Origin of the sequence: Virgibacillus salarius (assembly GCF_039521925.1) — a bacterium.
Lineage (GTDB): Bacteria > Bacillota > Bacilli > Bacillales > Amphibacillaceae > Virgibacillus > Virgibacillus salarius.
Map to the genome: position 1 here is coordinate 23,563 of NZ_BAAACY010000027.1, position 12,470 is coordinate 36,032.

General features: G+C 36.8%; 10 protein-coding genes and 2 pseudogenes. 8 read left to right on the forward strand and 4 right to left on the reverse strand.

Features of this window, described 5'->3' with window-relative positions:
- Window positions 1-184 precede the first annotated feature (184 nt).
- The 7 genes and pseudogenes from ABDZ84_RS04565 to ABDZ84_RS04590 all read left to right on the forward strand — a co-directional run bounded on the left by ABDZ84_RS04565 (window position 185) and on the right by ABDZ84_RS04590 (window position 5,885).
- Window positions 185-991, forward strand: coding sequence for an endonuclease/exonuclease/phosphatase family protein (locus ABDZ84_RS04565; RefSeq protein ID WP_343780339.1), 807 nt, complete (start codon window positions 185-187; stop codon window positions 989-991).
- Between the two features lie 506 nt (window positions 992-1,497).
- Window positions 1,498-2,124, forward strand: a complete 627-nt coding sequence (locus ABDZ84_RS04570) for an NUDIX hydrolase (protein ID WP_026682535.1) — start codon at window positions 1,498-1,500, stop codon at window positions 2,122-2,124.
- 314 nt (window positions 2,125-2,438) lie between these two features.
- Complete coding sequence (locus ABDZ84_RS04575) at window positions 2,439-3,038, forward strand: TetR/AcrR family transcriptional regulator (protein ID WP_051388432.1); 600 nt, start codon at window positions 2,439-2,441, stop codon at window positions 3,036-3,038.
- Window positions 3,035-3,457: a DUF3995 domain-containing protein gene (locus ABDZ84_RS21445; protein ID WP_026682534.1), complete on the forward strand. Its 423-nt coding sequence runs from the start codon at window positions 3,035-3,037 to the stop codon at window positions 3,455-3,457. The genes ABDZ84_RS04575 and ABDZ84_RS21445 overlap by 4 nt, the downstream gene beginning before the upstream one ends.
- A gap of 14 nt (window positions 3,458-3,471) precedes the next feature.
- Window positions 3,472-4,611: an FAD-dependent oxidoreductase gene (locus ABDZ84_RS04580; protein ID WP_026682533.1), complete on the forward strand. Its 1,140-nt coding sequence runs from the start codon at window positions 3,472-3,474 to the stop codon at window positions 4,609-4,611.
- A gap of 125 nt (window positions 4,612-4,736) precedes the next feature.
- Window positions 4,737-4,932, forward strand: a pseudogene (locus ABDZ84_RS04585) (transposase); the annotation flags it as partial.
- Window positions 4,919-5,885, forward strand: a pseudogene (locus ABDZ84_RS04590) (RNA-guided endonuclease TnpB family protein). The pseudogenes ABDZ84_RS04585 and ABDZ84_RS04590, both read left to right, overlap by 14 nt.
- Before the next feature lie 591 nt (window positions 5,886-6,476).
- Here ABDZ84_RS04590 and ABDZ84_RS04595 read toward each other — a convergent pair.
- Genes ABDZ84_RS04595 through ABDZ84_RS04610 form a run of 4 tightly spaced genes read right to left on the reverse strand, consistent with a single transcriptional unit; the run spans window position 6,477 to window position 11,178 of the window.
- Window positions 6,477-7,502 carry an aldose epimerase family protein gene (locus tag ABDZ84_RS04595; protein WP_026682532.1) on the reverse strand — a complete coding sequence of 342 codons (1,026 nt, stop codon included), beginning with the start codon at window positions 7,500-7,502 and terminating at the stop codon, window positions 6,477-6,479.
- Entirely contained in the window at window positions 7,499-8,995 is a 1,497-nt protein-coding gene (locus ABDZ84_RS04600) for a UDP-glucose--hexose-1-phosphate uridylyltransferase (protein ID WP_026682531.1), read from the reverse strand. The genes ABDZ84_RS04595 and ABDZ84_RS04600 overlap by 4 nt, the downstream gene beginning before the upstream one ends.
- An 8-nt stretch (window positions 8,996-9,003) precedes the next feature.
- A complete protein-coding gene (gene galE, locus ABDZ84_RS04605) occupies window positions 9,004-9,996 on the reverse strand; it encodes a UDP-glucose 4-epimerase GalE (RefSeq protein ID WP_026682530.1) in 993 nt (330 codons plus the stop codon).
- The gene (locus ABDZ84_RS04610) at window positions 9,997-11,178 is read right to left on the reverse strand and encodes a galactokinase (protein WP_026682529.1); all 1,182 of its coding nucleotides are present in this window, start codon (window positions 11,176-11,178) and stop codon (window positions 9,997-9,999) included.
- Window positions 11,179-11,473: 295 nt separating this feature from the next.
- On the opposite strand from ABDZ84_RS04610, the gene ABDZ84_RS04615 reads away from it, so the two are divergent.
- Window positions 11,474-12,265, forward strand: a complete 792-nt coding sequence (locus ABDZ84_RS04615; protein WP_034679513.1) for an SDR family NAD(P)-dependent oxidoreductase — start codon at window positions 11,474-11,476, stop codon at window positions 12,263-12,265.
- Window positions 12,266-12,470 lie beyond the last annotated feature (205 nt).

A 12,470-nucleotide genomic window follows, 5' to 3' on the forward strand; every position in this document is an offset into this window, starting at 1 on the left:
TAGAATGAAGAGGGTATGCTTGTCAGGTTTTTCTATTTCCCGGGAAATATCGACATGTAAAATAAAAAACAAATTAACATAAAATTAACTGTAGCTTTAAGCTAGTTTAATATATTGTAAGATTATTCTGGTTACAATAAAGATAAATGAATGTAGATATGAAATGATAGAAGGAAGTGGTTATTTGAAGAGAGTTTTTATTGGTTTTAGCTTCATGTTGATTCTATCCTTTGCTTTATCAGAACATATTCATGCAAAGGGCTTCGGAAAAGATATCACGGTAAAAGTGATGTCCTATAATATTCATCATGCCGTTGGTTTGGATAATGAGTTAAGCTTACCAAGCATTGCAAATGTGATTAAAGAGACAAATGCTGATATTATTGCTATTCAGGAGGTTGATCGATATTTTGGGGAACGAAGCCAATTTGTAGATCAAGCAAGAGAATTAGCAAAATTAGTAGGATACCATTATACATTTGGAGCTAATTTAAATTTAAAGCCAGCCCCCAAACAAGTAGAAAATAGACAATATGGCACAGCTATACTTAGTAAGTATCCAATTATAGATTCGAAGAATATACATTTATCTAGTGATGGGGAGCAAAGAGGTTTACTAATAGGTAAGGTTAATGTAAGGGGAGTACATCTTACTGTTTTTAATACGCATTTAGGTTTAAGTCATGTTAGAATGGGACAGGTGGAAGAAATTATAGAAATTTCCTCCTATTATAATGAACCAACCGTATTAATGGGGGACCTGAATGCAGAACCTAAAAGTAAAGAATTAGAACGTTTACAGACAGGGCTAAACGTTGTAGATACATTTAAAGATGTAGTTGAAGCTAATACGTATCCCGTTCTCCATCCAACGAAGCGTATAGATTATATTCTAACTTCATCAGATGTGACATATAAAAATTCCAACGTACATTATTCTGAATCATCCGACCACCTTCCGATAGTAGTAGATATCACATTAAAACGATAATGGCCATTTAATTGCAGATTGAGCCGCCTTCCATGGGTATCAGCTGTTGCTGTCCTCGTAGGAATCGTTGGCTCCTTTTATTTGCTTTCAATTATTAACAGAGAATTTTATAAGAGTGTCATTTACATCGATGGAGGATGCATTTTATTATGCAGTGTTTTTCTAAAAGTTCTTCTCAATAAACGGAGAACGGTACTAATATTGGACCGTTTTGTATTAGTCTAGGAAATTAATAGGAAATTATAAAATTTGAGCTTGTGGATAAATAGGAGCGTGTTGAACCGCGTCCAGCTCCAACACCCAGAAATTAGGAGACTTTACGAATCACCCTAATCTAAGTCAGCATCGGCTCACAAACTCACCGTGATTCCTTTATCTCTGTTGATTCGCTCAAGTCCTTACGTTTCTAATCGGGCGCTTGCACTTTTGTATAATAATTGTTTATTAAATTAAGAGAATTGTATAATAGCAGTACACTATAGATTTTTTAACTGGAGGTGAGGATTTTGCATGCAAAAGAAGTTATTTCTAGGTTAAGTGATCGAAAACCTACCATCTTAGGTAGTGAAAAATTTCATGAGTTCGCTATATTACTTCCTTTAGTTGATATAAGTAATGAAACACATCTTGTTTTTGAAGTCCGTTCGAAAAAAATGCGTCAGCAACCGGGTGACATTTGCTTTCCAGGCGGAAGGGTTGAAAAAGACGATATAAATGAAAGACAATGTGCTATACGTGAAACTGCTGAAGAATTAGGAATACGTGAGGAGGAAATTGACGATGTTATTCCATTAGATTATATGGTATCAGACTTTGGAAGAATTATTTATCCTTTTGTTGGACGGCTTAAGAAACCAGAAGGAATAGAAGCTAATCGTTCAGAGGTAGAAGAAGTTTTTACGGTACCACTTCAATACTTTCTTGAAACAGAACCTGAGGTTTACAAAGTGAATTTTCAAGTGATTCCTGAAGCAAATTTTCCGTATGACTTAATTCAAGGTGGTAAGAAATATGATTGGAAAGTTCGTCAACTAGATGAGCTGTTTTATCAATATAATGATAAAGTAATATGGGGATTAACCGCAAGAATTTTAGCGCATTTTATTCACTTACTTCAAGCAAATCAATCTTAAATAAATGAAGTAGCAGCAAGCCTCCCAGCTTTCTATAAACGATGGGAGGCTTGCTGCTACTAGTGTTTTACGGGGCTCGTGTGTTTGTTCATTAATCCATTGATAATATAAATGACTATTTCGTTCTATTCACATGCGCTGCACTAAAGCTTGGAAGTAGCTAAGTATGCTGATGCGCTATATCGCCGATATTGTCTTTGCAAGACGCAACTAAATATCAAAATCAATAAATTGGTGACATAAACGGGTGAGCATGATAAAATAATGACCGTAGTCAAATTATGACTATGGTCATTATCGTGGAGGTGATTTATGTGTTACGAGAAGCTAGAAAAAAAGAGCTAAAAGAAAAGATTTTCTTCGAGTCTATTCGTTTGTTTTCTGAAAAAGGTATTGATGAAGTCAGTGTTTCTGAAATTACCAAAGCATGTGGGATTGCAAAAGGAACGTTTTACAATTATTTTTCTACGAAGGAATCTGTTCTTTTATTTGTTGGACAATCGCAAATGGATCGGATAACTAATATCCAAGAGAGTTTAGATATGGATGTAAAACAGAAAATCATCACATTATTTACTGATTTAACGACGAGGTATGAAGAATACCCAAAATTAATGAAATTTGCTGTAGCGGAATTGTTCAAAACCTCGGGAATTATTGATGATGAAATGAATGCGGTTCAACAACTTAAAGACCTGTTAATGAATCTATTAAAGGAAGAAATAGAACGAGAACATATTAAAGTTCATGTCGAACTTGAAGATATTGCTTCTATTCTCTTAGGCACGTACTTTACATCGGTGATGATGTGGGTACATCATGAACAATCCGTAACGACACTTCTTCAAAGTGTGAACCGAAGAGTTTCACTGCTTCTCGAACAATTTATTATGAATAAGGAGGAGGATCAATGATATTCTTTTCGATCATTTCTTGTCTCATATTGCTTCTACTAGCCTTCATTCACGTTTATTGGGCATTTGGGGGAACAAAAGGAATAAGTGCCGTCATACCTCAAGATGTTCATAATCATCACAAGTTTACCCCCGGGAAATGGGTAACACTCTTAGTGGCTGTTTGCCTTTTTAGTTCATGCTTCATCTTAGGCATTCAAAGCTCACTTATCCCATTTGTAAAGCAAACGAAGCTAGTTAGTATCCTTTGTTTTTTCTGTTTTCTCGTTTTTGCTCTTAGAGGCATCGGTGACTTTAATTATGTAGGTTTATTTAAAAAAGTACGAAGGACTTCTTTTTCTAAAATGGATACGATTGCCTATACGCCCCTTTGTCTTTTTCTTAGTTTTACATTTATTTATGTTTTAATGACAAAATAGGAGGAAAATTTTATATGAAAAAAGTAATTATTTTAGGTGGGGGAATTGCTGGATTAAGTACAGCCATAGCACTTCAACGACTTGGAATGAATGTACAAGTGTTTGAGAAGGCACTAAAACTAGAACCTGTAGGAGCAGGAATTATTTTAGCACCTAACGTTATCCGTATTTTTGAGGAATGGGGGATAACACAAAAATTAAAAAAACATGGTCAGTTCATAAACCGTTTTGTTATTTCTTCTGATAAAGGGAAAACGTTATCAAAGCTTAATGAAAGTCTATTTCCTGAACAAACAATCGCTATTCACCGTGCAGATTTACACCATATTCTTCTAGAGGAATTAAAATCAGTCCCTGTTTACTTTGGAAAGAAAGCTGTTGAATGTCGTCAGCATCGACATGGAGTCACCGTGTTAATGAATGATGGTGAAGAAGTCAAAGGGGACATGTTAATCGCGGCAGATGGAATTCATTCTGTTATTCGCAAGCAATTGCTGCCGAATATATCACTTCGTTACGCTGGCTATACTTGTTGGCGAGGAGTTACCCAAATAGACAACCACATGAATTTAAACGCTGAACTTCATGAACTATGGGGACCGAATGGACGCTTTGGTTATTTACCGATATCTAAAACAAAGGCATACTGGTACATGCTTATTAACACTCGGCCAAATGATCACCTTATATCTAATTATTTTCTTTCAGATTTGATCAAACGCCTAGAAAACTACCCACAGCATGTTACTGACTTCGTAAAGCTTACCGAAAATAATCATGTCCTAAAACATGATATCTATGATATTCCTACAATCGACCAATATGTTTTTGACAATATTGCTCTTATTGGAGACGCAGCTCATGCTATGACACCAAACTTGGGACAAGGCGCATGTCAAGGAATTGAAGATGCCTACATCCTAGGCATGTCTTTATTCAATCATCCAGATAGTGGATTACAAGCTTATCAGAAAGAGAGAGTAGATAGAGCAAATAAAATCAGCAAGATTTCCAGACGAGTAGGGATTATGGCGCAATTCGAGCACCCTTTCCTTTGTCGTATTCGTAATTTAATGATGAAAACGACTCCTCAAGCTTTTTACCGTAAGCAAAATCAATTTATATATAATTATCGCTATGAATATAGTACTTGAATCTGGGAAATTTAACGTACTTCCGAAAGAAGTCTCCATCCTCAAGCGTGTGAAATGCGTAGCCCAACGGTAAGGGGGAGATGAGTTTCGGTTGGGCGACAGCCCAAAGGCCTTTTTTTCCTTTTTTGTTCAAAGCACAATCCAATAGTGAATGATCGAAACATCAATTCCTATAAAAGTTCCAGTTCAAGATTTAGCAAGAGGGATTTTCCTCATGTTCGTAAAAAGTTATGGAAAGAAATGTTTTGGTCAAGAAGCTTGTGTTTGTTGACGACTGGCGGTTCGCCTATTGAAGTAGTAAAAAAATATAGAAACGTATGAAAGCCTAAAAGCTGATAAAGAAGCATGGAAAACGGTAAAACATCCTACTCCTGCCAATTACAAAAAAGAATACGAATGGCTAAAAGAAGTCGATTCATTAGCGTTGGCAAACGCTCAACTAAACGTAGATAAGGCATATAAAGCCTTCTTCAAAGGGAATGCCAAGTTCCCAAAATTCAAAAGCAAACACCATAAACAAAGCTACACAACGAATGTCGTCAATAGAAATATTCAGTTGTTGGATGGTCATATCAAATTACCTAAATTAAAAATGGTCAAAATCAAGCAACATCGAGCAATTCCTTCGGAGTACAACATCAAATCTTGTACCTTGTCTATGACTTCATCAGGAAAATACTATATTTCGATTCTTACAGAGTACGAGAAGGAGATAACAAGGAAGGAAATTGAAAAAGTTGTTGGCTTAGATTTTTCAATGGGTGAGAAAGCCAATTATCCTAAGTTTTATCGACAAATACTTAATAAATTAGCAAAAGAACAACGTAAACTTTCTCGTAAAAAGAAAGGCTCTGCAAATTGGAATAAACAACGTATTCGAGTAGCTAAAATTCAAGAGAAAGTTGCCAATCAACGCAAAAACTTTCTTCACCATAAATCAAAGGAGTTAGTGTCTAACTTCGATGCTGTTGTGATTGAAGATTTAGACATGAACGGAATGTCACAAGCACTTAAATTCGGTAAAAGCGTAGCTGATAATGGATGGGGAATGTTCCCTTCTTTCTTACAGTACAAACTAAAAGAACAAGGGAAACAACTTATCAAAATTTAAATGGTTCCCATCTACCAAAACTTGTTCGAGTTGCGGAAATACCCAACCAATGCCTATAGAAATTAGAACATACGCTTGTTCGTGTGGGCTAAATCTCGATAGAGATTATAATTCAGCGCTTAATATCAGAAAAGAAGGCATTCGCTTATTAGCAAGTGCCTAATAAAATATAAACTCTTGGAACAAGAGGGTTAGCTTGGTCCATTTCGTCAGCTACTAAAAGTGGCGATTACCCAAGAAACCCCCACTTCAAGCAATCCGTAAGGGTGGTAAGTGGTGGGAGTAGTTCACTTAATTGCATTGGCATGTAGAATGATAGTTTGAAAAAAATAGGACATCTCCTTTTCTAGAATACTGAAGTCTGGTAACGACAAATTATCTTTTAAGGTTCATGTCCTTCGTTCTATTCGCTACTCGTCAGAAGGAGCTACCCGAAGTCTTTCTTATTCAACTAGAGAAACACCAGTACCATTAGCACAGGGAGGCTAACCAATGTGCTCGCGGAAAAGCGACGTATATATCCAGAGCAGCTATCAGATCTAGCTGTTGTCTGATCAAAACAATTTTGTCTCCGTCTTGTCCCACATATAACCTTGTAGGAATATCCCTCTTCAAGTAATAATGGGACATCAATATGGATGAGTTGGGGACCAACTGCCAGTAGATGTCCGATTGATTCAAGGGCCTTTAGGTCATACCCTTATGGTACGAACCATCCGTGCTGGATAAACAATAACCCCCACGGAGTGAAGTTTCACTTTATATGGAAGGAGTATACCGTTTGTTCCTGGTATGTTTCATTTGGCTCTAAAAGAATGGATGGGAACTGCTTGTGATGGAGAGAGGCTGGAGTTCCTTGTGTTTCGAAGCATACTCCCATGTACTTGTCAGCGAATCCGTTGGCTAACTTCATATCTTTTTCCAAAGTATTTGCTGTATATAGCACCATTCCTGGTTGGCTTGTAGTAATATTCATCACTCGGCCGGATTTTTTTTCGGTTACCTGTATATTTCCAATCCCATCAAACAGAAAGTAATGGTCATAGCCACCACTTGCAATCTCATGCTGTTCAGAAGGAGTCAACATGCCGTCTGCTAGATAACGCCCATTGCGGAAGTTAAAAGTTGTCTGTTTGACATCGAGCTGTTTTCCGGTTGGAATTAATTCATGATCTAGTTCAATAAATGAATCACTATTAAATGCCACAACATGATTTTTCACGCTGTGTTTTGCATTTCCATTTAAGTTAAAATAGCTATGATTCGTTAAAGCGACTGGAGTTGTTTTATCGGTAGTTGCATGGTAATGAATCGTGAGTTCATTTCTATTTGTTAACGTGTATGTCACAGCTACAGACACATTACCCGGAAATTCATTACTACCTGCTGTATTATGCGTCAGCTTCACACCAACAGTATCGTCTGTTTGCAATGGTTGGACATCCCAGATCACCTGGTGAAATCCGTTTGCACCACTATGAAGGTGATGAAGCCCGTGATTCTTCTCCAGTAAATACTCCTTGCCATTGAGCTGAAAGGAAGCACCTTGAATCCTACCAGCTACTGGACCAACCAATGCACCAAAAAAAGCAGGATTGATTTTATAATCTGTATAATTTTTAAATCCTAGTACGACATTTTCTATATTACCATCTCGATCCGGAACCATTATTTTTGTGATGATACCGCCATAATTTAAGAGACTAACGGACATTCGCTTGTCATTTATTAATGTATATTCTTTCCATTTTTCTGTAACTGCTTTAGTTAGTATGTTCATATTGTATCGTCACTTCTATTTAGTGAGTTGATAAAACGTAAGAATTGCTCTTTGTTTTTAAATACGCCTGCATCTTCAAGGGCTTTAGTGAACTTCTTTCCTAGTTCTTCCATGATAATGGATAATGCTTCATTTTTATCTTTAATAGAACCATATGTTTCTTTCAATTGTTTACTCCATGCTTGATGATAATCCGCAATATGGCACGCTTCATCAAGCAGATATTTTTTAATCTCTGCTAATTCTTCCTTTAATCGAGCTGGTAATACAGCTAGCCCCATTACTTCAATTAGTCCAATATTCTCTTTTTTTATATGATGAACATCAGCATGGGGGTGAAAGATTCCCATGGGATGTTCGTCAGAGGTGCGATTGTTCCGTAGGACAAGATCCAATTCATGGACGCCGTTAGTATGTAGTCTAGCAATTGGAGTAATCGTATTATGAGAAATGTTATTTGAAAAGGCATAGATAGAGGCGGATTCGTCTGTATATCCTTTCCATGATTCCAGCACAAAATTAGCTGCTGCTATTAATTGTTCTTTGTTTTTACTTTGCAACCGAATAACAGATAACGGCCATTTCAATACGGAACATAATACATGTTTAAATGGATCTAATGCAAAGGTAAAAGCATCTTCTGCTTGCGCCATGGCAAACTTATAATTGCCTGCTTGATAATGATCATGACCTAAAATGGAACCACCGACGATTGGTAAATCAGCGTTTGATCCAATAAAGTAGTGGGGAAACATTTCGGTAAATTGTACCAAACGTTCAAATGCCTGTTTATCTATTTTCATATTGCGATGTTCTTCTGCAAGTAAGATACTATGTTCATTATAATAAACATACGGTGAATATTGGAGATACCAATTCTCTTTCAATAATGGCACCCGTATTACACGATGGTTGGCACGTGCTGGGTAGCCCACACGTCCAGCATACCCTTCATTTTCAATACATAACACACATTTAGGATAGTTTAGGTCTTGCTTTAATTCTCTTTCCCGTTTAATCTCCTTAGGGTCTTTTTCTGGTTTGGAAAGATTAATAGTAATATCCATTTTTCCGTAAGGTGTATTTGTTTTAAAATGAATATTTTTCTGTATTCGTTTCAATTGAATATAATTACTGTTTTGACTTAACTGGTAAAAATAATCCGTGGCTACTTGCGGTGATTGTTCGTATTTTGCGTAAAACGTTCTATTGATATCGGATGGACGAGCCATAAAACAGTTCATGATGGAAGCAGCCAGCATTTCTTTCTCTTCAAAAATATCTTCTATTACTTGATGGCGAGCTGCATACTCTACAATGCTTTCTAGCAAATTAGGTATGGAATCCTCTATCGATGGAATGGTATCTTCTGGGAAGTTGGTTAGGTTAAGTAAATGCATGACTTGATTTCTAACATAGATTTGATCATGTTCCTCAATGAAACCAATGGTAAGAGCTTGCTTAATTAGTCTCGAAAGTTGTTGGTAAATCATGATTCTTTTCATCCCCCTTCATAACCGTTCGGATGTGTCGTATGCCATTTCCAAGCGTCGCTTAAAATAGTTTCAATCGAAGTTCGCATTGGCTTCCATCCCAATACTTCCTTAGCTTTTTTGGAGCTAGCAATTAGGACAGCCGGATCACCAGCTCGTCGCTCTCCCGTTTTAACTGGAATGGATTTCCCTGTAATGCGTCGCGCTGAATCTATCATTTGTTTAACGGAAAATCCAGTATTGCTGCCAAGATTAAACACATCACTCTTACCGCCATTTTGTACATAATCAAGTGCTAGGATATGTGCTTGAATAAGGTCTTCGACATGGACATAATCGCGAATACAGGTACCATCGTCAGTATCATAATCTTCACCAAAGATCGTTATCGCATCCCGCTGTCCAAGTGCTACTTGTAAAATGATTGGCACAAGATGTGTCTCTGGACGGTGGTCCTCTCCGATCTCGGCTGTCTCTCGTGCGCCAGCTACATTAAAATATCGGAGTGATACAAAGTTAATTCCATGGGCTTTGGCCGTCCATTCTATTAATCTCTCCATTGTACGCTTCGTTTCGCCATAGACATTAGTTGGATTTGTAGGCATCGTCTCTTGAATAGGGTTGATAGTAGCTTCGCCATATGTGGCAGCAGTTGAAGAGAACACAATATGCTTGACTCCATACTCTACCATGACTTGCAATAAGACTTGTGTACCATAGACATTATTATCAAAATAGAGTAAGGGCTTTTCCATAGATTCACCAACTAAAGAGTTCGCAGCAAAATGTATGACTGCATCAACGGATTCCTTTTTGAAAACGTCAATTAAAAAGTTAATGTCTCTAATATCCCCCTTATAAAAGGTTGCCATTGGATGTATCGCTTTGGAATGACCTGTTTGTAAATTGTCTATGACAACTACATCTTTACCTTGATCGATTAATTGATATACTGCATGAGAGCCAATATAACCCGCTCCTCCTAATACTAAAATACGCAATTAAAGCACTCCTTCGCTTAGTTCTTTTGCTCCATCTTCCATAACTGCTGTATAAAACGTCGCATTGTATCCAACAGTGTTGACATATATTTTATTAATACGATTTATAATCAAATCAGCTTTGTCCTTTTTTACAATTGCTATTGCACAACCACCAAAACCTGCACCTGTCATACGAGCTCCTAATACACCTTCCTGACCCCAGGCAGCTTCAACGACAGTATCTAATTCTAAACCAGTCACTTCATAATCTTGTTGAAGCGATTGATGTGATGCATTCATTAATTCTCCAAACTGCTGTAGATCATGTTCTTGTAGGCTTTGCACTGCATCTAATGTTCTAGCATTTTCATAGACAACATGCCTTGCCCGTTTTTGGATAACTTTGTTCCTAATTACATGCTTATTTGCATCAAAATCTTCACGGGTCAGTTCACAAAGAGTTTGAATGGGGAGCTTACTCTGTAACGCTTTTAATGCATGTTCGCATTCGGAACGACGTTGATTATATTTTGAACTAGCAAGTTGGCGATGTTTATTTGTGTTTATAATTAGGATGACATAGTTTTCTAAATGTAACGGAGCGTATTTGTATTCAAGACTTTGGCAATTCAATAGAATCGCCTGCCCTGTTTTTCCCATACCGATTGCAAATTGATCCATAATGCCGCTATTAACTCCTATAAATGTATTCTCTACTTTTTGCCCTAATTGAATTAATTGCAAGCGGTTCACTTTTAATTGATACAAATTTTTTAATAGAATTCCAGTTACCATTTCTATCGAAGCAGAAGAAGAAAGGCCAGCTCTGTTTGGAATGTTTCCATAAAAGAGAATATCAGCACCGGTTTGAATATATTTGGTGTGCTCCCGTAGTAGCTGAATCATTCCTTTAGGATAATTCGCCCAATCATCTGCCGGATCAAAGATGAGCTGCGTAATATCACATGTTACAATCCCCTTTTCAGGAAAATTCATCGAATAAAAACGAAATTTCTTATCTTTTCGTCTTACTCCCAATGCATAAGTTCCAAATGACAAGGCAGCAGGCAGGACATAACCTCCATTATAATCGGTGTGTTCCCCAATAAGATTAATTCTTCCAGGTGCAAAAAATATCCGTGGTGTTGTTTCTGCATGAAAAATAGTATGAAATTCCTTTTTTAAGGCTTCAATGTTCATAAGTACCTCCTGTTGAATAAACGTATAAATAACGACGCAGAAATAGAAAAAAACCACTACAAAATAATTAATTAAATTAATTTATTTAATTCTACTATAATAAGTTATAATTTTCAAACATATATTTGTATATAATTAGTACCTGTTAGACAATTAAAGTTAGTAGTTAGTATGCTATTTTCTACATATTTTTAAAGAAAAAGAATATTGACACAATTATATTAGCATGATAACATGTTTAAAAATTTAATAATTAATTAATTTAATTAAGTGAATAATTCTTAGGTGAGAGGGGATGTCGGTTAGCGTGGATAATCAACAATTATTTGGATTAACAAATAAAGTAGCTGTTATTACAGGTGCTGCATCAGGGATCGGTTTAGCAACAGCTCGAATATTGGCTGAATTAGATTGTAAAGTGTTTATGCTTGATATTAATACAGAGGAGGGGAATTACCAGGCTGACAAGATTGTACAGGCTGGGGGTGATGCCGCTTTTTTACAATGTGATGTAACCTCTAATGAAGATTGCCAAGCTGTGGTTGCTATTATTGAAAGCGTTTCCGGTAATATAGATATATTATTTAATAATGCTGGTGTTATCCGAAGGAAAAATACGGTAGATCATACGGAATCTGATTGGGATCTTGTGATGGACGTATCGCTAAAAAGCGTGTTTTTACTATCTAAGTATGTAATCCCAATCATGCGTAATCATGGTGGAGGGAGCATTATTAATACAGGATCCGGCTGGGGATTAAAAGGAGGAGATGATGCCGCTTCTTATTGTGCAGCTAAGGGAGGAGTGGTGAATATGACTAAGGCAATGGCAATTGATCATGGAAAGGATAATATCCGTGTTAATTGTATATGTCCAGGTGATACAGACACACCGCTATTAAGAGGGGAGGCAGAGCAATTAAATGTTAATGACCAAGAATTTTTAGTGTCATCTGGGGTTAATCGACCGTTGCAACGAATTGGTACACCTGAGGATATTGCCAAAGGAGTACTATTTTTAGCTAGTGATCTATCTGCATGGGTGTCCGGAACCACTTTAGTCGTTGATGGTGGAGGATTGGCTTGAGTTCTATGAAGAGGCAATTCGTTTCTTGGGACGGGGGCTTATTTTCATGAATAAGCAGTTACAAATACGGTTTTTTGTATTCCTTTTGTAAGAATGTTTATCCCGCATATAACTGGCAGTAAGTCTCTCCACTTCAAGCAATAAAGAGAAACCAATATGGCTAAGTGAGGGAACAACTGCCAGTAAATGTCCGATTGGTTCCCTA

Excerpts from the sequence above, each read along its gene's own strand:
- ABDZ84_RS21445 (WP_026682534.1), top strand. The coding sequence starts at position 3,035 with ATGATATTCTTTTCGATCATTTCTTGTCTCATATTGCTTCTACTAGCC.
- ABDZ84_RS04580 (WP_026682533.1), top strand. The coding sequence starts at position 3,472 with ATGAAAAAAGTAATTATTTTAGGTGGGGGAATTGCTGGATTAAGTACA.
- ABDZ84_RS04595 (WP_026682532.1), bottom strand. The coding sequence starts at position 7,502 with ATGAACATACTAACTAAAGCAGTTACAGAAAAATGGAAAGAATATACA.
- ABDZ84_RS04600 (WP_026682531.1), bottom strand. The coding sequence starts at position 8,995 with ATGATTTACCAACAACTTTCGAGACTAATTAAGCAAGCTCTTACCATT.
- ABDZ84_RS04610 (WP_026682529.1), bottom strand. The coding sequence starts at position 11,178 with ATGAACATTGAAGCCTTAAAAAAGGAATTTCATACTATTTTTCATGCA.
- ABDZ84_RS04615 (WP_034679513.1), top strand. The coding sequence starts at position 11,474 with ATGTCGGTTAGCGTGGATAATCAACAATTATTTGGATTAACAAATAAA.